This is a genomic window from Chitinophaga sp. 30R24 (assembly GCF_049056765.1).
In the GTDB taxonomy this organism is placed as follows: Bacteria; Bacteroidota; Bacteroidia; order Chitinophagales; family Chitinophagaceae; genus Chitinophaga.
The window spans coordinates 66,949-90,959 of the sequence record NZ_JBJGXX010000006.1; the positions used below are offsets into that span (position 1 = coordinate 66,949).

The following is a 24,011-nucleotide window of genomic DNA, read 5'->3' on the forward strand; positions in this document are numbered from 1 at the left end:
TTTCTTTGAGATGATCCCTGCCAGGATCATCTCAAAGCTTAATAACAATACGGATGGTGTTAAAAGCAGAACGCAGACGATGGTTGATTATAGCAATCATATTTATTGCTATCGTATTCAATTATATGGATCGCCAGATTGTATCCATCCTGAAGCCGATGCTGAAAGGAGAATTCGGATTGTCGGACAGCGGCTATGCGTGGGTGCTGAATATATTTACAATCAGTTATGCGGTGATGTATCCTATATCCGGCTGGCTGGTCGATAAGTTCGGTACCAGACTGGTTATGTTTTGGGGTGTGCTCGGCTGGTCGCTGGCTTGTATAGGAGGTGGTTTGTCACGCACTATCCTGCCATTCAAGTTTTTCCGGGGCATGCTGGGCACTGCTGAGCCAACCAATTTTGTTGCGCAGCTGAAAGTAGTAACGGTCTGGTTTCCGGGCAAACTTCGTGCAACGGCTAATAGTTTATGCGTTGCAGGTAGTTCAATTGGGGCCATTGTTGCTCCACCCGTTGTTGCCTGGCTGGCATTGAAATATAACTGGCGGGCTGCTTTTGTGATATTGGGTGCTATTGGTGTGCTGATCGCCTTATTATGGAAGTGGGTTTATCGTGATCCGCCAGCAGATATCCTGCTGGAAGCAACAGGAAATAATAATAGTGCAGCTATTCCTGCTTTCAGATGGAAAAAGCTTTGGACAAGGAAAAGCCTGTGGGGAATATTACTGATCCGTTTTGTGAGCGATCCGGTGTGGTATTTCTGCCTCTTCTGGTTGCCGGGGTATTTGCAGGAAGAATCGGGTTTTACACTGGCGGAAGTGGGCATGTTTGGATGGATACCTTTTCTTGTAGCCGACCTCGGTGCTATTGCTACCTCTGCCTGGTCGGATAAATTGATGGAGAAAGGGCATGAACCTTTAAAGGCCAGAAAGATCATGCTTACAGCAGTGGCCTGTTTTGCTCCCTTATGTATGCTGGTACCTTATATTCCTAATGCTGTGGGTACGCTGGCGGTGTTCAGCATTGTTGCAATCGCCTGCCTTAGCTGGTTATTTACGGTAAGCGTGGTGGTGGCGGAAGCATTTCCTGCGAATAATGTATCGAGTGTGTTAGGTATAGCAGGAGGCTTTGGAGCAATGGGGGCTGTACTGTTTAACTACTTCGTAGGGCAGTTTATAGGAACAATGGGTGCGGAAAAGATCTTTATCGCCATGTCTTTCCTGCATCCTGTTGCTGTGTTATTGCTATGGACCATGGTATGCTTAGAAAGTCCTAAGGCAATTAATTAAAGCGGCACGCCGGATTAAATAATGAAATAAATGAGATATATGAAAACTGCAAAGACAATCAGGGAAGCGGCAAAAGACCTGCCTGTCAGGAAAGAAACAGATGTGCTGGTCATTGGTGGTGGCCCTTCGGGATTTATTGCCGCCCAAGCTGCAGCAGAAGATGGGTTGAATGTAACATTGGTGGAGAGCCGGAGCTTTATTGGTGGTAATATGACCATTGGTTTGCCGATCCTCGGCTTTTTGGGGCAGAAAGGCAACCAAATTATTAAAGGTATTCCGCAAAAATATATTGATCGCATGAAAGCGGTGCAAGCGTCCAGCGAACATCGTCCTTGTCCGCTCCACATGAGCCTGACGCTGGTAGAGCCGGAAGCGGTAAAAACAGTGGGTTTGCAAATGTTGCTCGAAAGTAAGGTAGATGTATTGTTCTATGCGTTTTGCGCGGGTGTGGTGATGGAAGAAGATGAACTAAAAGGGGTGATCATTGAAAGCAAGGCCGGTCGCGAAGTAATACTGGCCAAGGTGATCATCGATTGCAGCGGAGACGCAGATGCTGCTTACCGTGCAGGGGTGCCTTGCGAATATGGGAACGACCAGGGAGGCGTACAGCCGCCAACGTTAATGTTCTGCCTGGGAGGTGTGGATACAGAAAAATTGCGGTTGAGCATCGCTGAAGAACCCCGTACTTATCTTACTGATTTTATTCCCGCTGAATATTTCGGACAAAACAACCAGTTCGTGTTGGTAGGATTGCGCAATCTGGTTAAAAAAGCCCAGGATGCAGGTCTTACATTAACAACTGAAAGAACCATACTCATTACCGGTTTACGCAAAGGAGAGATCTGGGTAAATATGACCCGCGTGAATGGCGTGAACGGCACCGATCCTGGCAGCCTCACTTATGGTGAAATCGAAGGACGGAAGCAGATCGAAGATATCCAACGCTATCTCATTGAATACGTTCCCGGCTTTGAAAATGCTTATTTCCTTAAAACAGCACCTTTCCTGGGTATCCGCGAAACAAGGCGCATCAAAGGATTGTACACGATGGACCGGGATGATATTTTAAGCTGCCGCCGTTTTGATGACGCTATTGCGGTAGCAAGTTACCCGCTAGATATCCATCATCCACAGGGTGGTGGTTGTACGCTTGAATGGTGCGGCGACTCTTATGATATTCCCTATCGCTCACTAATACCCCAAAAAGTAAAGAACCTGATCGTAGCAGGGCGCAGTATTTCCACTACTCACGAAGCGATGTCTGCTATCCGGGTTATGGCGCCTTGTATGGCCATGGGAGAAGCAGCTGGCCGGGCGGCCAAAATGGCTGTCCGGGAAAATAAGCAGCCGGCTGATATTGATGTGAAAAAATTGCAGGAAGAGCTAATTGAAAAAGGCGCCTACCTGCGTATCGAAAAGGAAGCGCTGTGAACGGAATACCGGAAACGGGACTTACAGTTTATTTAATGGATTAATTTTTTAGTTATGGGAAAATGGATACTACTAACGATACTGTTGTTTACAATGATGGTAGGTGATTTATCCGCACAGAAAACGAAATATGTAGTACTGGTTTCTATTGATGGTTTCCGGCCGGATTTCTACAGGGATGTATCGTGGGGTGCGGTCAATATGCAACAGATGGCCAGAAAGGGAGTTTCGGCGGACGGTGTCAACAGCATTTTTCCTTCACTTACATTCCCCAACCATACAACGATCATTACAGGCGTGCCTTCGGCAAAGCATGGGATTTTCCATAATGCGCCATTTTCGGGCAGTGAAGAATCAGAAGAATGGTACTGGTATGAAAAAGATATTACTGCCACCACTTTGTGGGATGCGGCAAAAGCCAGCGGTCTTATAACTGCATCGGTTAACTGGCCTGTATCGGTTGGTGCGCCGGTTACATATAATATCCCGGTTTATAAGCAGAAGGGGAAGTCTCAGTTATCAGCTACCTCGGAAGTAGCTACGCCACAGGGTTTGTTGCAGGAAGTGGAGCATTATGCTACCGGCCAGCTGGATACGGTTAACTTCAATACTAACGAAGATCTGCTCGTGATCGATGAAAATGTGGCAAGGATCGCGGGTTATCTTATCCGCACGTATAAACCGGCATTCACTACGGTTCGTCTTTCCAGTGTTGATCATTTCGAACATCTTGAAGGAAGGGAAGGAGACATGGTGCGCTCAGCAGTGGCCGGGGCAGACAGGGCTATTTATACGATCACTGAATCAGTGAAGCGTGCAGGCATTGCCGATAGTACTGTTATTATTGTGACCGGCGACCATGGATTTGTAACCGTTCACACTGCCTATGCGCCGAATGTATTGCTGAAAGAGGCCGGTTTATTGAATGATATTGAGAAAGATGATTGGAAAGCACAGTTTAAACCTGCTGGTGGCGCGTGTTTTCTTTACCTGAAAGATCCTGCAGATAAAGCAGTACTGAAAACAGTAACCGATATCATTAATAAGCGCCCGGAATTAACAGGTGGAAAGTTTAAACTGATCAGCCGGAAAACTATGGATGAAATAGGCACAGACCCGCAGGCCGCGCTGGCACTTTCAGCAGCGAATGGCTATCAATTTGTAGGCGCAATGAAAGGGAGCTTCGAGCGGCCAGTTAAACGTGGCACGCATGGTTTTTTCCCTGACTTTAAAGAAATACAGACCGGGTTTGTGGCTTACGGTCCTGGTTTGGGAAAGGGGATTGTTATTCCGGAAATGTCCTTGACCAACGTAGCGGCTATTGTAGCCTCTTTGCTGGAGCTGCCATGGAATACGAAAATGGACCCACGTTATCCGCAGATCCTGTCCAAATAAGAAAAATTTTTACGATCAAATTAGATAAGCGAAAGACGAAATTGTTATGAGAATCTTAGTGACGGCGCCGTATCATGAACAGGGATTACTGGAACTCAAGTTATCCCTCGGAGAAGTAATTTACAAACCCTGGAAACTGAATGCCCGCGCCTATAATGAAGAAGAGCTAATGGCGCTATTGTACGAAACGAAAGCAGAAGCACTTATAACGGAGCATGATCATGTTACGGAAAGGGTTATTGCTGCCAATACGCATCTTCAATTTATTGGGGTTTGCCGTGGTACGCCTTCCAATGTGGCTTTGGAAGCAGCTACAAAATTGTGCATACCGGTTTTTTATACCCCCGCAAGGAATGCCCAGGCGGTGGCAGAGATGTTTGTTGCCAATGTAATCACATTTATGCGTAGAACGTTGCCGGCTATGCAATGGCTGAAAGACCGCCAATGGGACGCCGGGACACATACTTCTTACCTGCAGTTTAAGGGGACCGAGCTAGCCGGTAAAACAATAGGAATAGTTGGATTCGGAGCAATCGGACAACTGATCGCCAGAATGGTAGAGCACTATCCCTGTAGGATAAAGTATTATGATCCTTATGTGGATGCAGCTATGTTCCCTTCCTTTGCCAATTCTTCACTGGTAGAAGTTTTTTCCAGCAGCGACATTGTTTCTGTTCATCTACCGGTTACTTCAGATACCAGAAACATAATCGATAAAACGCTCTTTTCAGTGATGCGCAAGGATGCCATCTTTATTAATACGGCCAGGGCGGCGGTAGTTAACCGGGAAGATATGTATAATGTACTGGCAGCTGGTGCTATCCGCGGAGCTATTCTGGATGTATTTGATAACGAGCCTCCCGATGAGTTAGACTATGCTATCATTGACCTTCCGAATGTAATGGCCACTCCCCATATTGCAGGAGCCACTTTTGAAGTGGAAGATCATCATGTACGCATCCTGAACGGTGCGTTGATCGATTGGTTTGTGAATGGCACTCATCCCGATGGCAAGGTATATAATAAAGAAGTATTGGTTAATGCTGTGAAACGGTAAACAGATATCATAGCGCTGTAATAACATTTGAGATTTTGTATGTATAAATATTTTTTAGTTGTTGATATCGGTACCGGCAATGCCCGTGTGGCGGTTGTCCGGTCTGATGGTGAAGTAACTGGTGTGGCGAGGGGAGATATACAGTACCATCGTGATCCGTTATATCCTGATGCTATTTATTTTAAGCCGGATCTGTTATGGGAGCAAGTCACAGGTCTTGCCCAGGAAGCGTTGCAGCAGGCTGGTAAACCTGTGATAACAGCCATTACTTCCACCAGCCAACGGGAAGGTATTGTTTTAATTGGTAAGGATGGAAAGTCCATGATTGGGTTGCCGAATATTGATCACCGGGGACGTGAATGGGAAAATGAATTTGCAGATAAAAACAAGATATATCAGCTTTCCGGCCGTTATCCCGGTTCTTTGTTTTCCGTGTATAAGCTCGAAGGGATTCGCCGGCGGCGACAGGAAATCTGGCAGGAAATAGAGGTATTTGTAAGTATCAGCGATTGGGTAGGATACCAATTTACCGGCATTGCTGCCTACGAGCATTCACAAGCCTCTGAAACGTTATTGTACGATGTAGAAAAAGGTGGTTGGAGTGATGAGCTATGCGAGATATTCCATTTCGATAAAAAATATTTGCCCCCGCTTGCTCAATCCTGCAGCATTACAGGACCTATTCTTGAACCGGTTGCCAATACATGGAATATCTCTAAGGATGCAGTGATGGTTACCGGAGGTGGTGATACACAGTTGGCCGTTAAAAGCACGCAACCAGCGGGAGATGATTTTGTGATCGTATCGGGTACTACCACGCCCATTGTAAAACTGGCTGCTCACTATGTTACAGATGAACAGCAACGCACCTGGACCAACAGGGACGTAGAGCATAACCGGTTTATATTCGAAGCGAATGCAGGTGTAACGGGTCTGAACTTGCAGCGCCTGAAAGAAATCTTTTATCCGAATGAGGGATATGAGGTGATGGAAAGAGAATTGCAGAAAGATGAGGCCAGGATGTGTATGGCATCACTGGGGTCGTTGGTTGCATCAGATAGGTCTCCTGTTGTTAAAGGTGGGTTCATATTCCCCGTACCGGTTTCACATGAGCTCTCGCGCAGCTCTTTTATCTGGGCTGCCCTGCTTGATATCGGCTTTTCCATTGCAGAGAATTTCAACGTGCTAAAGGGGATCGTAGGCCATACGCCTGATTATATATGGGCCTGCGGAGGTGGACTGCAAAGTGGGTTGTTCCGCCAGGTGCTTGCTGATATCCTTGATACAGAAGTCAGGGTGAGATATGGGTTTAGCCAGTCATCCGCTATTGGTGGCGCTTTAATCTGTAATGCTGCATTGGGCATCAACGATGCGTTGGTTAACACTACTGTGGAAGCTGTAGTGCCGGATAAATGCAGGCAGCAGCTCTTTGAGCAATTATATGCAGAATGGAAACACTCCAGGCATTTTTTCAGACAATTAAGCTGAACATACGGGATGAATCAAGCATATTTTATTGGTATCGATATTGGCACGCAAGGAGCGAGAGTTGTGCTGGTAAACCAGGATGGTCATTTGCTGGGAGCAGCAGACAGGGTATTTGAGGTTACGGCCCGGTTCAGGGTAGAACAGGACCCGCAAGAATGGTGGGATACCTGTTTAAAGTTGCTCCGGCAGGTATGTAAAGAGGTGGGTGCGGTAAATGATCTATTGTTGGTAAGCGCTATTACGGTTACTTCTACTTCCGGAACGGTTATTCCGCTGGATAAAGACTTTCAACCCCTGCATGGCGCAATCATGTATAGCGACGGCAGATCTGTAAAAGAAGCAGAACGTTGCAGGGATGTGGCAACAGCTTTTGGTGCCAGGGGATACACCGCTTTTAATACTTCCTGTGGATTACCGAAGATGCTATGGTATCTCAATAGCTACCCAGGCAAGAAAGAGCATATCAGGTTATTTGTTCATGCAGCGGATTATATTACTGGAAAACTAAGTGGTAATTTTTCCACTACAGATTACACGAATGTGTTGAAGTCGGGATACGACCTGCACCAGCTGAAATGGCCGGCCTATGTCACGGAGCAATTGTATATCCCGGAAGAATGGTTGCAGCAGGTGGTGCCTTCGGGTACACCAATAGGTTACCTGCAACCTTTTTTGGCAGCGGAACTAGGCTTGCCACCCACGGTAAGGATTACCGTGGGCATTACCGATGGATGCGCTTCCCAGGTAGCCGCAGGCGCTGTGGAACCTGGGAATTGGAATACTACTATTGGTACAACGCTGGTTGTTAAAGGAGTAACGTATACGGAGATCGAAGACCCTGAAGGGGCGTTATATTGTCACCGTCATCCTGAAGGACTTTGGATGCCCGGTGGCGCCAGCAATACCGGTGCCGATTGGGTAAGCGTCCTGTTCAGCGGGGAAGAGATCAATGTGCTTAGCGGGAAGGCCGCAGATTTGGTGCCTACCTCGTACTTTTCGTGGCCTTTATTGCAACAAGGGGAACGTTTCCCCTTTGTAGCGCCACAGGCGAAAGGCTTTATGCCGGAGGATATTTCAAGAGAGCTGTTATTGGCGGCCAATATGGAAGGAGTAGCCTATATTGAAAGATATGCCTATGAACGGATAAAAGAATTATCAGGGGAGAAGATCGAAAAGATCTGCACGGCAGGAGGTGGAAGTAACAATGATATATGGTTGAAGATCCGCAGCAATATATTAAACCTGCCCGTGTATAAAATGAAGCATGTTACAGGCGCTAACGGCGCCGCTGTGGTAGCTGCTGCTTCCACGCATTTCAACTCATTGCGGCAAGCTGCCCGCTCAATGGTCCATGCAGAGAAGATAGTTACACCAGACCCATGGCTGGCCACTGTATACAATGATCGTTACCAGCATTTCATTAACCTGTTAAAGAATAAAGGATATATTTTCTGAGCCTATGTTAACTGTATACCTTTTGCGCCATGGACAAACCCGCTGGAATGCCGATGGCAACCGCTATTGTGGCCGCACAGATATTCCCCTTACGGAAAAGGGAGAGGAGCAGGCACTGTTTGTAAAGCAGCAATTATCAGGCATCCGGTTGGATGCAGTATATGCTTCCCCGTTACAGCGTGCTGCCCTGACTGCACATATAGCAACCGGTAGGGATGTTATTACAGATGATCGCCTCATTGAAGTTGCTTTCGGGAACTGGGAAGGTAAAACGCGTGAACAGTTTTGTCTGGAAAACCCTTCCAGCTGGCATAACTGGAGCAATGATCCTTTCTGCACCCGGGCAGGAGAAACCGGGGAAACAGGCGCCGAGATAGTGGCTAGGGTGGAAGATTTTTTTAAAGAAAAGATGCAGCAGCATAAAAACCATACGATCATGGTAGTGGCCCACAATGGCGTGAACCGTTTATACATGGCGTACAAGTTGGGTATGCCATTGAAGAACTACCGGCAAATAGTACAGCATAATTCAGCAATCACACGGTTCTATCTGGATGAAGAAGGAGTGCTCACGCTGGAATACCTGAATACGAATTTGTAATTATAAAGCTCACTTTTGAAAGAAAACGCTATTAATTTAAATCAAATCAAAATGAAAAAAACAACCTTAATTTTGGCTGTTACCCTAGCCTTAGGTTTTGCAGGATGCAGAAAAGCTATACAGCAAGACGCTCTCCAACCTCTTAAACCGGTAACTTTAGCTGTTGAACCTGGCCCAGGTGCATTGGCAAGCCTGAATCCTATCAAGGTAATGTCATTTAACATCAGGAAAACGGTTGAAGGAGATCCTTTTACCCTGGAAGAACGGAAAAGCTATATTCTTAAAATAATTATTGACAACAACGTTGATATTTTTGGAATACAGGAATTAGCAGATAACGATATGGAGACTTATTTCAATACCGAGATGGCTGCCGCTGGATATGGTGTCTACAACTCCGGGCTCGCGAATGGTTCTCCCAAATCTATCTGGTATAAGAATTCCAGATTTACACGTACAAATGCCGGCTGGTTTACCATGCATACACCGGATTACCGTAGTGGAAAATGGGTGATTTTGCAAGATAAATTAGCTCCTTCCAATAGCTATTTTGTTTGTAATAGTCACTGGACTACTGTGAGCTCAAGTGAGAGAAGCATGGATGCTGATAGTGTGCTTAATGCAATTACTACTAATAATACACAGCATTTACCTGTTATTTGTATGGGCGACTTTAACGCTTCTCCTGGTACTGCTGAAATCACAAAAATGAAAGATGCCAGTGGGCTGAATATGGTGGATGCATTGTTTGATAAAGACGGTGATTTCACATTCCATGGCTGGAATGCGACGGGTACTAGCAAAATTGATTATATACTGAGTACAAGAGATCTCGCCTTTACCAGTTCCAGTGTAATCACTACAAGCTTTACTGTTGGGGGTAAAACATTATGGCCTTCCGACCACTTTCCGGTAATGGCGTCTTATATACCTGCGATCTTTGGTGGCGCTCACACCGACACAAATGGAAAAAGCGCCAGCGCAAATACCAACTTCTATTTTGCTGATGTAAATGGAGATGGTAAAAAAGATAAGATTTATTGGAACCGTACTTACGATAATGGCAGACCACAGGTGTTTTTATCGAATGGAGACGGCACCTTTGCATCACCAGCTGTAGTACATACTGCAGGAGCGTCTACACTTGCCACTACGAGATATCATTATGCTGATATCAATGGCGACGGAAAAGATGACGAAATTATTTGGGACCCAACCTTAAATTCGGGTCATACACGGGTGTATTTAGCTACTACCAATGGTAACTTTAGTTCAACAGTGATAGATAATCCTGAAGGTACCAGCCAGGGAACTACGACTGTTTTTCATTTTGCCGATGTAAATGGTGATGGTAAAGCAGATAAAATTTATTGGAACTCAACTTATGACGATGGTCATACACGGGTTTATTTAGCTACTTCAGGCGGTAGCTTTAGCGGATCTGTTGTTTCTGGCGCTGATGGAGCCAGTACCACAGCCGGTACAACATTTTATTACGTTGATGTAAATGGCGACGGTAAAGCAGATAAAGTGCTGTGGCACCCAACATTAAATTCAGGTAAACCGATGGTTTACTTATCTAATGGTAATGGTAATTTTACACTTTCTTCAACATTCAGCAATTCTGGAGCTTATAGTGAAGTAGCTACCACCACATTCTACTTCGCCGATGTAAATGGAGACGGCAGGGCAGATAAAATATATTGGAATCCAAATAAGAATTTAGGTGAACCCAAAGTTTATTTTGCTGATGCCACTGCATTTAATAGCCCTATGTACTCATTAAGAGGCACTTCCCAAAGTGAAAATACCCGTTTTTATTACGCTGATATTAATGGCGATGGTAAAGCAGATCAGATCCGCTGGAACTATGAGGATAACGATGGCGAATTAAGAAATTATTTTGGTAAATAAATCGATGAATTTATTTGTTCATCGGGCTGAATTTTTCCAGTAGCGTATAAATTTTTACTTATTTCAGTCAAAACCTTATAGCCCAATTTTATTCGGGTACCCGAATAAAATTGGGCTATAAGGTTTTGATACACCCTCTACTTGTATTTACTTAAGGTCCATAAAATGGTTTTATGTAGTTGACTTTTATCTTATACTATTCTGTTAGTGAACAGTAAGCTGGATTGTTTTTACAATTGAGTCCTGTTTGTCTCTGTTGGCGTTTGACGCAAGAAAAGTAACTTCATAAGCGCCAGGCGTAGCATATTGGTAAGTATAGGGGAACTTACTTATGTTTTCCCCAACATTTTTGATAGGAGTGCCCCAATCCGGGCTTACCTTTTTCAGGTCTAATGGTCCCATAATCACCCATGCTTCGGCATTATCGGTAGCCAGTTCAGGAGTAGTTGCTCCTGTAATCACCAGCGATGTGCCTGCCGAAATCGCCCAGTTATAAGTATTAACTGCGGTATAGGATACCCACCCAGGGCTGTAAGTAGTGGCGCCATAGTTGGTAATAGCAGTATTATATGCATTTAAATTGGCAATGAGATAAGAGGTATTATCCGGCAGTGTATTATTGATTGTTAAAGCGGTAATGGTCCATTTATTTTGTTTAGATCCACTGGTAGCTAAATATTTAAAGGCAATATAAACCGGTTTATTTGTATTGGCCATATCTGTCAGGTTAATAGGGCCGGATGATACAGCGGTACCTGTTGATAGGGTAGCCTTGTCTGTAAAATCTTTCCAGTTGGCTGCTGAGATATTAGCAAGGGTAGTTGCGGTATCTGTTCCCAGACCGTTGAAGTCGGATGAAACCATGATTTTCAGGGAATTGGGCTGGGTGCCGTTTGCCCTTGCCGAAGTAAACAGGAGTATAGGCGTACCCGATGCCGAAGTTCGGTTGCTGTATTTATACCTGTTTCCTGGTAGCCCTGAGTAAAAAGTAACATAATCTGCATTGCCGCTTAAATTAAAGCGGATCGTATCATCGGGAGTGTAATTGTTTTGTGCTGTTGAGGCATCAAATGAAATTGTTTTCAGACTCAGTTCCTTACTACAGGAGGAAAGCGTGAACAGTGTAACAGCGATTGGAAGTATATGAAAAATGCGCATAAAGTACTTTTAAATTGGATAATAAATTACCATCCCGGATTTTGGGCAGCTGCCTTATTTACCGTTATTTCCCCGCTTGGGATAGGATATAATAAATGCTTTTCTGATACGTTGTTGCCGGCAACAGCGCCATAAGCATAGGTGCCGTTATTAGCCTTAAATTCTGCGGCTACTGCTTTCATGGTAGGGATAAAAATTCCCCAGCGTATGAGGTCTGGCCTTCTTAACGTTTCAAAGCAAAGCTCTCTTGACCTTTCGTCCTGTATAGCCAGTTGGAACTGTTGTTTACTTAAGCCCGGTGTAAGATCGGCGGTGATGTCGGCTGCGGTAACAGATTTGCCATAGCCTCTTCTGCGAACCATATTAATGGCTTCATAAGCTGTAGCCGTAGGGCCATTTACCTGGTTTTCTGCCTCTGCTAGCATCAGTAATACATCTGCATATCTTAAGATCGGGAAATTGGCGCCGTTATAGTTTTTGTCTTTCGGTAAAAGTGTTTCATATGTTCTGCGCCATTTGGCAGCAGTCCGGTCATAGATCTTGTTGTTGGCAAAATAGGAGCGCTGTCCTGTAGAACTATAGGAGAAAGTAGCAATCGCCCAATCCCTTCTGAGGTCGCCGGCGCCATATAATTTATACAGCCTTTCTGTAACACGGATGGTACCATAGCAATATCCTGAATCCGGATAGTTGGGCGCAGAATATCCAATCCCGATATCATTGCCTAAGCGGCCGTTGGCAATGTATCCATCAGCCCTGTTACCTTTTTCTTCTGCTTCCCACATCACTTCACGTACATTGTATTTATCCTGCATCTCATTAACGAATACCTGGCTAAAACCACTGTTGTTATCACCATCTGGTGCAACTGCCGCTGTGATCAATGAATGTTCGCCTGATGCTTTTACTTTGGAAGCCCACTTTAAAGCTTCTGCATACTTTGTATTGTCGAGTAATGGATAGCCTGCCATGGAGAGGCACACCCTTGCCAGAATACCTTCTACTGTTGTTTTACTAATACGGCTGCTATAACCGAGTTGGGTAGAGGTGTATACATTTTCTTCTGCCGTCTGCATATCTTTCAGAATTTGCGCATACACTTCTCTGGCGGGGGTGCGGGGCCTGCTAATATTATTGGGTGAGCCAGTAGGAGTGGTTTGCAATGGCACATCACCGAAATTGCTGACCAGCAGATAATAGTAATATCCCCTTAGAAACAAAGCCTCTCCCAGTATAGCGCGGCGCTTTACTGCGTCCATTGGCGCTATGTTAATATTCGCGATGAGGAGGTTGGCGCGCTCAATACCCGCGAATAATTGTTGCCAGAAACCATTGATGTTAGTATCCGTATAGTCGTAGTTATATACCCATACGCCTGTGGTGGCGGAGGTAACAGCCCGGAAGCTTTCGTCTGTACCGGTGCCTAAATTAAAAAACATGGCATCACCATACAGGGCTGAGGTGCCGAGTGGATTATATACTCCTGCCAGGGCGCTCATTACTTTATTTTCAGTATTATAATAAGATTCCGGTGCAAGGAAATCTGTTGGCTGGGTATTAAGGAATTTTTTGCAGCCTACCATACAAAAAGAAACGAGGATGCTGCCATACAATAAGAATTGTTTCATATCACAATAGCTTTAATTAATTTAAAAAGAAACATTGGCGCCGAAGGTGATTGTTCTGGCCCTTGGATAAGCGGAATAATCAAATCCAGGTGTTAATACCGAATTATAGGTATTCACTTCAGGGTCCATACCGCTGTAGTGAGTCCAGGTAAATACATTCTGGGCAGCAGCATAGAACCGTAAGCCGGCAATTTTCATCCGGTTGAGTATCGCAGTAGGAATACCGTATCCTATCGACAGCGTTTTTAACCGCAGGTAAGAACCATCTTCTACTGTTCTGGAAGAATAGCCCCCACCATAAAACCCGTTGGTTCTGTATAGATTGGTGTTTGTATGGGTGGGCGTCCATCTGTCTTCATAGCTGGCAAATTGGTTGAAATAGGCCCGGTTAAAGGCATTTCCTTCAAATAACAACCGGTTTACATTCAGCAGGTCATTTCCGTAAGACCATTGAAAGAAGATGTTCAGGTCAAATTGTTTATAGGTAAAGCTGTTATTAAACCCGCCTGTATGGATAGGCAAACCACGGCCTATGATGGTATAATCGGCTGAATTGACTACGCCATCCCCGTTTATATCTTTATATTTAATATCTCCCGGTTTGATCAGGTTCCGGGTGTTGCCATTGGTTGGTACATTGTCTTTCAGGATATATGAACCATTCGTCGCTTTATCAAAGTCTGAATATTGGTATACGCCGTCCCATATATAGCCGTACATATTGCCCAGCGGCATGCCTATTTTGGAGATATAAGCAGGTAAGGTAGCCCAGTTATTGTCCCAGGCAATGGCAGATGTGATAGCTTCCTGGCCTTCTGTGAGGGACAGCACTTTACTTTGGTTAAAAGAAATATTGAAACTGCTGCTCCATTTAAAATTTTCACGTTGTACAGGTTGCGCATTGATCGTGATTTCCAATCCCTGGTTTTGCATACTGCCAATATTTTTATACGCAGTAGTATAACCGGTAGAAGTAGGCATACTTGCGTTCAGCAACAGGTCATTTGTTCTTTTTCTGTATATATCTGCGGTGAGAGATAAACGGTTATTAAAGAAGCCAAGGTCAATACCTGCATTGAATTGTGAAGTGGTTTCCCATTTCAGGTTCGGATTGGAAATAGTAAGCGGGATAATACTGCTTTGATAAGTGTTATTGAAAACGTAAGTATTGCCCAGTGGTAAAGCAAAGGTGGAGAGATAAGCAAAATCATTAACACGGTTATTACCGGTGAGGCCATAACTTAACCGCAATTTACCATCAGAGATAATGGGTAGTTGTTTCATGAAATTTTCTTCCGAGAACCGCCAGGCAACGGCACCGGAAGGGAAATAGCCCCATTGGTTTGCCGGAGCAAACTTTGAGGAGGCATCTGCCCGGTAAGACGCTGTTAACATGTATTTTGAACGGAAGCTGTAATTGATCCTTCCCAGGAAGGAAGCCATATTCCATTGGGAAGTGGCGGCGCGGGTGGAGTTAGGAAGTGGCGTACCTTCTTCGAGGCCGCTCAGGCCAAGGGCTTCATTGGGTAAGTTGAATGCCCCGAATCCAAAGGTGGAAGTTTTGCCGCCTTGCTCCGTCATACCTGCTACCACATTAAATGTATGGTCCGTTCCTATTTTTTTGTTCCAGCTAAGTGTATTTTCGTTTAGCCAGGAATCGTTACTGATAAAGTTGATAGAGCCGTTTACGCCGTAACTGGACCCCCAGGTAGTTCTTTTGCTGCCATACAGGGTATTGGAATTATTTAATGCTTCCGTACGTACGGTGCTGTTATTTACTCCACCAGTAACTCGCAGGATCAGGTCTGGTATCAGTGTATATTCGGCATAGGCATTGCCGGAAAGTATTTTGGAAATATTTCTCCGCACCAGGTTTTGCTGGTTAATGATGGGGTTGATCCGGTAGTCTGAACTTAAATCTATAGCAGGATCAAATAATTCATCTTCCAGGTGGGAGTTGTTTTTGGTGGTGTTAAGCGGTGCAGATCCGAATACACTGTATAGTAAAGTAGTGGCTGCGTTGTTGCCGGATTCGGATGGGCTGATACCAGACCGGGACAGGTAACTATAGTTTACATTGATGCCCGCTTTCAGTTTAGTATTAATTTGCTGATCAAGATTGATGCGTCCCTGGTATCTTTTGTAGTTTGAATTGATGATAGTACCCTCCTGGTCAAATGCAGAACCTGAAATTAGGTATCTGGTCATCTTATTGCCCCCTGTTAAGGAAAGGGTATGGTTCCGGATAGGTGCTGTGCGAAACATCATGGATTGCCAGTCGATGGCTTGCTGTGATTTGTAAGAGTCAAGCGTTTTACCATTGCTCAGATAAACGCCCGTAGGGCTGGTGGTATCTGTGGTGTTGCCATCCCGTTCAATCTGGTACCGTACAAATTCATACGGTGTCATCATCTCCATTGTTTTCAGGTTGTTTTGCCAACCGTAGGAGGTGGTGAAATTTAATACGGGTTTTCCTTCTTTACCTTTTTTAGTAGTAACAAGGATTACGCCGTTGGCGCCCCTTGCACCATAAATGGCAGTGGCGGAAGCGTCTTTCAACACTTCTATAGCTTCAATTTCTTCCGGGTTGATATTGTTGTTATCCGGATTTTCAATAGGGAAACCATCAATTACAAAAAGAGGCGAATTATCTTGTGAGATGGAGTTGTTTCCCCTGATAACAATGTTCACAGTGGAGCCGGGTTGTCCGTCTACAGAGCTAACCTGTACGCCGGCTATCCGTCCTGCCAGAAATTCTTCAAAGGAACGCACCGGCGCTTTCGTGGCATCTTGTATATTTACTTTTTCAACAGAGCCAGTCAGGTCTTTCTTCTTCATGGTGCCATAACCCACTACCATCACATCGTTCAGGGTAGATGGAATGGGCTGCAGTTCAACGGAGAGGGAAAGGAACTCTCCCTTTTTGTAATTGTAGTTTTCAATGAGCTTCTTACTATAACCGATGTAAGAAAAGGAGAGGGAGTAGGTATTTTCTTCCAGTCCCCTGAACAGGAAGATGCCCTTTTCTGTAGTAACAGTAGCCGCTTTAAACTTAGTGCTTCTGTTAAAAATTTCAATGGATACACCTGGAAGGGGCACCCCTTTTTCATCTGTCACTATTCCTTTAATAGCTGCTCCCTGCTGCGACCAGGCAGGCTGAGAAAGTACTAACAGGAACAGCAAAAGTGTGTGTTTGATGTGCTGTAATGTTTTATTCATGTTGGTTGTTTTTGACAATAGAATGCCGCTTCCCTTATCGGGAAGTGTTTTAATAGTTAGGAATATTTTTTATCTGGCTTTTATCAGGTAACCCGAAATAGTGGTGTCTATTTTAAGGTCATTTAACCCCGCTAGCATTACCAGTATTTCATCCAGTGATTTAGTTGTTTTAATGTTTCCGGTATATTTACGTTTATCCAGCTTTAAGGCCGGAGCAAGATCAATCGCTATGTTGTATTGATGGCTTAAGGCATTAAATACATTTGTTAGCGGTGCATTGTTAAAATAGAATATGTTATCCTGGAGTGCGATAGACGCTTCTGTGCCGCTTATATCAGCAGTGGTTTTTGCCAGTTGTTTTGCTGGATAGATCTTATGCATCCGGTTATCAAAACTATAGTCGTCGCCTGGCGATAAGTATAATGTTTGGGTCTTGTCCAGCAGGCTTTTCACGGCAATACTACCTGATAATAACTGAACCCTGCTGGAGGTCATGCTGTCGTATGCAGTGATCTGAAAAACGGTTCCCAGTACGGTAGTGCTAAACCTTTTTGTGTTAACCGTAAAAGTGTGATTGGCATCTTTGGCTACTTCAAATAAGGCTTTGCCATTAAGCTGTACATTTCTGCTGCTTTGTGGCCAGGGCATTTTTATACTGATATAGGAATGAGCGAAGAGTGTTACAACAGAACCATCTGCTAGTTGGTACCGCTGTTTTTCTTTTGTATGATTGATAATAGTAGAATCCGAGGAGGAGATCCCCGGGGAGGTAGGCGCCAACAAGGCGGTTTCAGGTGTATGACTGGGTTGGTGAAACAGTGTGTACCCGATTAGCAGTAAGCCGCCGGCAAAGGCTGCAGCCATCTGCCATTCCCGTTTCTGTGTGAAGTGCAGTGGGCTACGGTATTTCCTGATAAGCTTTTCCTGCTGCTTCCACACCTCGTTTTTCATAGTGTTCCGGATGGTTTGCAGCATTGCTGCTTCTTCCGGCGACATACTACTTCCAAGCTCCTCCAGCCATTTGAATAATAGCGCGATTTCCTGGGTAGTACAAGTCCCCTTCCGGTAGTTTTTAATCAGTTGGTATAAATCGTCCTGTGGTAGTTTTTGATGCACACTTAATAGTTTCTACCTCATTAGTCGTTTTAAAGGAGGCAAATAACCATCGTGATATGGGCTTAATAATTTGGTAATATTAGATGCTAGAACAATATTGCCGGGAAGTTATTTTTAAGTTGTTTTTTTAACCGGGTAGCTGCAATATTTAGTTGGTTACGGATTGTTTGCTTTGATTTGGCAGAAGCAGCTGCAATTTCCTCTATAGACATAGCATCGATGTAATGTAAGCGGAACACGGTTCTTAGCTGTTCGGGAAGCTGGCTGAAACAATTGTAGAATTTTTCCAGCTCTTCGTTAAATAACAATGGATCGGAGCCATCAAGGGAGCCTTGGTAGCGTTGTAGTGTATTGAATAAAATAGTGTGTTTTTGTCTGATATGCTTTTTTCTGAGAAAATCAATTACCCGGTATTTTAATAAAGACATCAGGAATGCCTCTACGTTGTCGGGCACCGGAAAAGAAGCCCGGTTAAGCCATAGTTGCGTAAAGTAATCCTGCATCAGATCTTTGCAGTCATCATAATCCTGTATAATCTGGTAGCTATAATTGAACAGCTTGTTCCAGTGCTTCTCATAGATTTGCCGATAAGCTGCTGCAGCGCCGTTTTGAAACCTGGTCCAGCAATCTTTTTCGTTCAAAGCATTCGTATTCATGGCAAGGAATAATATTTAAAACGTGTTGTGCCGGCTATAGAAAAAGTTATACAGTTGCCTATAAATCAGTTGCTTGTGGGTTTTTATACAACTAATAGTACGCACAACCCGAGGACTAACTTCGTATAATTTTACCGGATATGCAAAGAATAATTTATCAAAATTACTGTGAGAAGCTTTAATTCCGACAGATTGCGGAAAAGCATTTATCAGGTAATGGAATATCAATAGTGTAGTGGTAAAAGGTATTCCTTAAATTAGGTTGACGTTATGGTTGTAGCATATAAATAGGTTTTGTAAATATAACGTTGTACGCTATCCGGAATGAAATAAATGCAGAATAGTTTGGTTTGCTAACTTTATAAATTGTGCTGGTAAAGTTAGCCTGGTTGTTTGGAGAATTAGATATTTAACAGCATTAAAGCCGTGAGGTAGCTTTGATAGTAGGTGTTGGCTAAAATAAAACGTCAACGAAGTTGATGATGGGCGCTGTGTATCTGGTAAAAGGAAATTTTTTTTATGCCGAAAGATTTTACATATTTGTAAGTTTCTAAAATAATGGTATGCATACATCTAAGAAGGCCGCTATCGGTTTTATATTTGTTACGTTATTGATCGATGTAATGGGATGGGGGTTAATCATTCCTGTAATGGCAGATCTGATTGCACAGTTAAAAGGCATTCCGGTGAACCAGGCCAGTACTTATGGTGCTGTTTTATTGTCCGTTTTTGCTATTACCCAGTTTTTATTTGCACCGATAATGGGAAACCTGAGCGATAAATATGGTCGTCGTCCTATTTTATTATTTTCTTTATTTGGTTTTGGAATCGACTATATTATTTTAGCATTGGCTCCGGCATATGGATGGTTATTTATTGGGCGGGTTATTGCTGGCATTACCGGGGCTAGTTTTACGACAGCCACTGCTTATATTGCAGATGTGAGCACGGATGAAACTGCAAGGGCCAAGAATTTCGGTATGATAGGCGCAGCCTTCGGTTTGGGCTTTGTACTTGGACCTGCTCTGGGTGGATTACTGGCAAACTGGGGCATCAGGGCACCTTTTTACGCCGCTGCTGTGCTTTGCCTGTTAAACTGTTTATATGGATACTTTTTCCTACCCGAATCATTAAGTAAAGAAAATCGCCGTGCTTTCGACTGGAAACGGGCTAACCCATTTGGCTCACTGAAATTTTTAACCAGGCATCCTGAGATTGGCGCGCTGGCATTCAGTTTTTTCCTGCTTTATCTGGGCGGACAGGCGGTGCAGGTGAACTGGAATTTCTTTACCATTTACCGTTTTAATTGGAGCGAAAAAATGGTGGGTATCTCCCTGGCTGTAGTTGGTGTATTAGTGGGCGCTGTGCAGGGCGGATTAACAAGGGTTATCAATCCCAAAATTGGCAATGAAAAAAGTATTTATCTCGGACTATCCCTATATACGTTGGGGTTAGTGTTGTTTGCCTTTGCCACACAAGGATGGATGATGTTTGTTTTTTTAGTGCCTTATTGCCTCGGAGGAATTTGTGGGCCGTCGTTACAATCTGTTATCTCGGGTCATGTACCACCTAATCAGCAGGGCGAACTACAGGGGGCACTTACAAGCCTCATGAGCCTTACTTCTATTATCGGACCACTGATCATGAATGGCACCTTTGCTTACTTTACTACAGATAAAGCACCGTTTTATTTTCCGGGTATCCATTTTTTAATTGGAGCGTTGTGTATGCTACTTAGTATAATCATTACCTATAAGGTATTGGGCGGGGAGAAGAAAAATCGTCCTGAACTGCCGGAGATGATAAATCGTTCGGGTGATCTTAATGATGTACCCATGCATTAAAAAGTATAAACGTTTTCCAGTTTATGCTTTATGAGGAAAAAGTAGCGATGCTAAATACATTGTGCATTCTCTGATGCGCTTCCATGCTTTACAATGCAGATATTTTTACGGTGATCGGGCTTTTTAAGCGTGAATGCTTATTAAAATGTCGTTTTTTTACACCTACCGTGGCGCTTTTGGGTTTTAATTTTACAAAAAATCAAAAGCGATGGATAATAATTTCACAAGAAGAAATGCGATTGCCAGAATGGGGTTGCTTATAGGGAGTACACTGTTGACCCCATTGCTAGGATTTGGTGTTGGCAATGAAAATGACAAGCGTAATTTAAGCCCATTTTACCTTGCTCCTCAGGAACCGCTACAACCAGGCCCTGGGGGATTAAATATCCGCACCTGGGTAAAAAGTGCCCAAACAAATATGCAGTTTTCTTGCGTGGAAACAGCAGTAGCTGCTAGAAAAATGGGGCCTGCGCCGCATGTTCACGATCAGCTCGATGAGTTGATGTATGTAGTTGAGGGAACTGCCACTGTTTATGTAGCAGGTAAGGTACAGGAAATTGCTGTAGGCGGTTGGCATTTTCGCCCCAGAAAGATAGCGCACACCTTTTGGAATGCTGCTGATAAACCACTGAGATTTTTTGATATGTATTTCAATCAGAATTTTGAAGATTTTCTTGAAGAATTATTTCATAAGATAATACCCGATATGGTAAAAGCTGGGGTTACACCTATGGATCCGGCAATTGCTAAACGGATGAGCGACCTGGATAAAAAATTTGGGGTGACTACCTTCCACGAAGAGAGAGCGCCCCTTGTTGAGCGTTATGGGTTAATTGGATAGGTATCTAAGAGGAAGGGTGGAGCATGGCTTATTATGAACAATGGAATGGGGAAATGAACTTTCTTAATCGATTTTTATTATCTTAATGTAGGATAGAACGTTGGCTTGGCCTTCATTTAAATGAAATAGCCGCTATGTCTTTTTACCAATACACCCCGCGTATCGCTTTATCGGCATTTATTCGAGTATATCGGATAGGCAGGTTTGTATTTGATAATCACGTTCCTTTGCCTTTTAAACCCTATCCTCCCCGTCCGGAGCATTGTTTGTGTTTTTATCCCAATGATACAGAGCAGGTGGAGTATACTTACACCAGAAGCAAAGCCGGCCGGCAAAAAATAGCCTTGATAGGGCAGCATACCGAGGTGATTAACAGGTATGTAGGAAGGAACTTTTTAATGTTTCAGATAGTATTTCAGCCGGGTGCCCTCTATCGTTTAACAGGTATTCCTTCGCAAGAACTGTTTAACGCCTATATAGATGCAGAAACAGTATTTCCTAATAGCATCAGTGGTATAAATGAGAAACTGGGAGAGGCAGCCGGTAATGATGAAATGATAGCAATTGTGGAAGACTTTCTTTTTAAATTAATCAACCGGCCGCTAAAAGATATTGACAGTATTGACAGGTTAAGTGCAACAATACTGGAGTCGCCTAATATGTTTTCTGTTGATTATTTAGCCAAGGAATCCTGTTTGAGTTTACGTCAATTTGAGCGGAGATGTAAAGCGCGTATGGGAGTGTCTCCTAAAGCGTTTATTAACCTTGTACGATTTAGCAATGTAAACAGAATGAAAAACAAATATCCTGATATGGATTGGTTTACGCTGGCTATCCATTGTGGCTATTATGACCTGCAGCATTTGATTAAAGATTATAAGAAGTTTTCGCTGCTTACACCAGGCGATTTTTTTAAGTTGGAATTAGAATGCCCGGAAAGAAAGCTAGGTATTGTAGATGCCTTTTAGAAAGCCAGGATAAGCATATCAATTTATTCGGATACGGATACGCCTGCACCATCTCTTACGTGTTAACAATAGATAACGTTTCTTTTTTCAGTCTGGCATAATTTTATCATTAGTATACCTGACTAAGAAGTTTAAGCAGCCTGCAAACGCTTAGCTTCCTTCATTAAATCATCAAACGCTACTGTCATGAAAACGTTAAAATATCTTATTGTTACAGTAATACTCATAGCTGGATTAAGTAGTTGTGTGGTTGACAGACCGGGATACTACCACCATCACCATCATTATCACGGATATTACAGATAAATAAAAATAACATTATTGTTGAAGGGGAAATCAGCGGCCGGAATGCTTATAAAGCGTTCCGGTCTTTTGCTATAAACGGCAATGGCGCCAGGCAGTATATCCGCCTGACGCCATTGATTGATTCCTATTGTTATTTAGTTCAGTGGGTTCTGTGCAATTACCCCGTTGGAATTATTGATTTCATCCTGTGGAATCAGGAATTGCCATCTGATATCGCCCGCAGGTACGTTAATAACGCCTCCGGCAAGTGCATTGTCGTGGTTGCCACCGCTACGGTCTAACGGGCTGTTAGTGCGTTTCAGGTCGTAGAAACGGAAGCCTTCTCCCCACAGTTCAATGCGGCGCTGGATCATGATTTCATTTACCAGGGCGCTACCTGTAGAGGTACTTAATGTATATTGGGGATCGCGTTGGTGTACGAGTGTGTACAATGCCTGTGCAGCTTCGCTGGCTTTACCAGACCTTGCATTCCCTTCAGCTTCTATCAGATACATTTCTGCCGAACGCATCATCGGCATATCGCCGATACTGCTGCCTGGATCTGCTACCAGGAATTTGCGGTTCATGTATGGTTTTCTTGTTCCTCCGCTTGGAATAGGTACGTTAGGGTCTTTTCCTGTTGAGTCCCAGAGTTGTTTGCGTACATCTGTAGCAGAGATTAGGGCGTAAAGTTTGGAAAAGATCGCCTTAGGATTTGTTTTGATATTTGTGGAGGCATAATTCGCAGACATATAAGCAAAAAAGGAATAGAAATAGGAAGTTTGGTCAGCTTGCTGATGTATTCCCCAGATCCATTCCGGATTGGTATAGTCATTAAATCCGGCGGTATATTGAGCGTTGCCCATCAGGGAAAAGCCGGTTCTGGCTAATTTAGCATAGTAGGCGGCAGAATCCCATTTTTCCTGTGTTAAAGCTACTCTGGCCTTGATGCCCTGCGCCACGTTGATGTTCAGATGGGACGCATTGGGGCGTTTGAAATTCTGCAAAAGATCCATGGCTGCATCAAGGTCTTGGTTAATACGGCCATATACGTCGGCGATAGTAGCCCGGGCAGTGGCCAGAGCACTTGGTGCTAGTACAATAGGAAGACCGGCTCCGTTGTTGGCGCCTGTGCCATCATAACGCACGCCAAAAAGCTGTATCATCTGGAAGTAGGCCCAGCCCCTGTAAGCCAATGCTTCGCCCTTTATAGCGCGTCTGTCTGCCTCTGGCCCTGCTGCTTTGTCGATGTTAGCAATAATCATATTGGCGTTGGCAATAACGGTATAATAGAACAGGTAATTGAATTTAGGTACCCTGTCGGTAGCTACCCGATGGGACAGCCATTTGTAAGAGTCATTGAACCAGCCGTTGGCAGCTGCAGTCATTACCAGGTCTTCACCCATCATATCCATGTATATCATGTTAGCACTCTGGCCTCCCTGGTCCTGGTTGCTGTAAAACTGTGAGTACATGTATCGGTGTATACCGTTAACGGCGGCCCAGGCATTGGTTGTTGTACTGAAAGCATCGCTGGTAGCTACCTTGTCTGTTGGGTTGGTATTCAGGTAATCTTTACTGCAGGAGCATAGAACGAGGAACAGTAAAAACAGGGATATATACTTTCCGTTACTGTTGTTATAGTGCAAGAATATTTTTTTCATGA

At 44.0% G+C, this 24,011-nt stretch carries 17 protein-coding genes; 11 read left to right on the forward strand and 6 right to left on the reverse strand.

Annotation, left to right across the window (positions count from 1 at the left end):
• Nucleotides 1–53 precede the first annotated feature (53 nt).
• From ACDQ55_RS14605 to ACDQ55_RS14640, 8 genes are read left to right on the forward strand one after another with little or no spacing between them, the layout of a single operon-like run.
• On the forward strand, nt 54–1,289 hold the full coding sequence (locus tag ACDQ55_RS14605) for an MFS transporter (RefSeq protein WP_420982143.1): 1,236 nt from the start codon (nt 54–56) through the stop codon (nt 1,287–1,289).
• 39 nt (nt 1,290–1,328) lie between these two features.
• On the forward strand, nt 1,329–2,720 hold the full coding sequence (locus ACDQ55_RS14610; RefSeq protein ID WP_420982144.1) for an FAD-dependent oxidoreductase: 1,392 nt from the start codon (nt 1,329–1,331) through the stop codon (nt 2,718–2,720).
• A 54-nt stretch (nt 2,721–2,774) separates the two neighbouring features.
• A complete protein-coding gene (locus ACDQ55_RS14615; RefSeq protein ID WP_420982145.1) occupies nt 2,775–4,115 on the forward strand; it encodes an alkaline phosphatase family protein in 1,341 nt (446 codons plus the stop codon).
• 46 nt (nt 4,116–4,161) lie between these two features.
• Nucleotides 4,162–5,172 (forward strand): NAD(P)-dependent oxidoreductase, encoded by a 1,011-nt coding sequence (locus tag ACDQ55_RS14620; protein WP_420982146.1) that lies wholly within the window; start codon nt 4,162–4,164, stop codon nt 5,170–5,172.
• 39 nt (nt 5,173–5,211) lie between these two features.
• Complete coding sequence (locus ACDQ55_RS14625) at nt 5,212–6,660, forward strand: FGGY-family carbohydrate kinase (protein ID WP_420982147.1); 1,449 nt, start codon at nt 5,212–5,214, stop codon at nt 6,658–6,660.
• Between the two features lie 9 nt (nt 6,661–6,669).
• Entirely contained in the window at nt 6,670–8,115 is a 1,446-nt protein-coding gene (locus tag ACDQ55_RS14630) for an FGGY-family carbohydrate kinase (RefSeq protein WP_420982148.1), read from the forward strand.
• Between the two features lie 4 nt (nt 8,116–8,119).
• Nucleotides 8,120–8,716 carry a histidine phosphatase family protein gene (locus ACDQ55_RS14635; RefSeq protein ID WP_420982149.1) on the forward strand — a complete coding sequence of 199 codons (597 nt, stop codon included), beginning with the start codon at nt 8,120–8,122 and terminating at the stop codon, nt 8,714–8,716.
• Nucleotides 8,717–8,731: 15 nt separating this feature from the next.
• Nucleotides 8,732–10,630: an FG-GAP-like repeat-containing protein gene (locus ACDQ55_RS14640; protein WP_420982150.1), complete on the forward strand. Its 1,899-nt coding sequence runs from the start codon at nt 8,732–8,734 to the stop codon at nt 10,628–10,630.
• 204 nt (nt 10,631–10,834) lie between these two features.
• On the opposite strand, the gene ACDQ55_RS14645 is transcribed toward ACDQ55_RS14640, so the two are convergent.
• From ACDQ55_RS14645 to ACDQ55_RS14665, 5 genes are all read right to left on the reverse strand, one after another.
• Nucleotides 10,835–11,788: a DUF5017 domain-containing protein gene (locus ACDQ55_RS14645; protein ID WP_420982151.1), complete on the reverse strand. Its 954-nt coding sequence runs from the start codon at nt 11,786–11,788 to the stop codon at nt 10,835–10,837.
• Nucleotides 11,789–11,814: 26 nt separating this feature from the next.
• Nucleotides 11,815–13,416, reverse strand: coding sequence for a RagB/SusD family nutrient uptake outer membrane protein (locus ACDQ55_RS14650; protein ID WP_420982152.1), 1,602 nt, complete (start codon nt 13,414–13,416; stop codon nt 11,815–11,817).
• A 21-nt stretch (nt 13,417–13,437) separates the two neighbouring features.
• A complete protein-coding gene (locus tag ACDQ55_RS14655) occupies nt 13,438–16,635 on the reverse strand; it encodes a SusC/RagA family TonB-linked outer membrane protein (RefSeq protein ID WP_420982153.1) in 3,198 nt (1,065 codons plus the stop codon).
• A 69-nt stretch (nt 16,636–16,704) separates the two neighbouring features.
• The gene (locus ACDQ55_RS14660) at nt 16,705–17,751 is read right to left on the reverse strand and encodes a FecR family protein (RefSeq protein WP_420982154.1); all 1,047 of its coding nucleotides are present in this window, start codon (nt 17,749–17,751) and stop codon (nt 16,705–16,707) included.
• Nucleotides 17,752–17,837: 86 nt separating this feature from the next.
• On the reverse strand, nt 17,838–18,407 hold the full coding sequence (locus tag ACDQ55_RS14665) for an RNA polymerase sigma factor (protein WP_420982155.1): 570 nt from the start codon (nt 18,405–18,407) through the stop codon (nt 17,838–17,840).
• Between the two features lie 563 nt (nt 18,408–18,970).
• On the opposite strand from ACDQ55_RS14665, the gene ACDQ55_RS14670 reads away from it, so the two are divergent.
• From ACDQ55_RS14670 to ACDQ55_RS14680, 3 genes are all read left to right on the forward strand, one after another.
• Complete coding sequence (locus tag ACDQ55_RS14670; RefSeq protein ID WP_420982156.1) at nt 18,971–20,251, forward strand: TCR/Tet family MFS transporter; 1,281 nt, start codon at nt 18,971–18,973, stop codon at nt 20,249–20,251.
• A 208-nt stretch (nt 20,252–20,459) separates the two neighbouring features.
• Nucleotides 20,460–21,092: a cupin domain-containing protein gene (locus ACDQ55_RS14675; protein ID WP_420982157.1), complete on the forward strand. Its 633-nt coding sequence runs from the start codon at nt 20,460–20,462 to the stop codon at nt 21,090–21,092.
• Nucleotides 21,093–21,226: 134 nt separating this feature from the next.
• Complete coding sequence (locus ACDQ55_RS14680; protein WP_420982158.1) at nt 21,227–22,060, forward strand: helix-turn-helix domain-containing protein; 834 nt, start codon at nt 21,227–21,229, stop codon at nt 22,058–22,060.
• Between the two features lie 440 nt (nt 22,061–22,500).
• Here ACDQ55_RS14680 and ACDQ55_RS14685 read toward each other — a convergent pair whose 3' ends face one another.
• On the reverse strand, nt 22,501–24,009 hold the full coding sequence (locus ACDQ55_RS14685; RefSeq protein WP_420982159.1) for a RagB/SusD family nutrient uptake outer membrane protein: 1,509 nt from the start codon (nt 24,007–24,009) through the stop codon (nt 22,501–22,503).
• Nucleotides 24,010–24,011 lie beyond the last annotated feature (2 nt).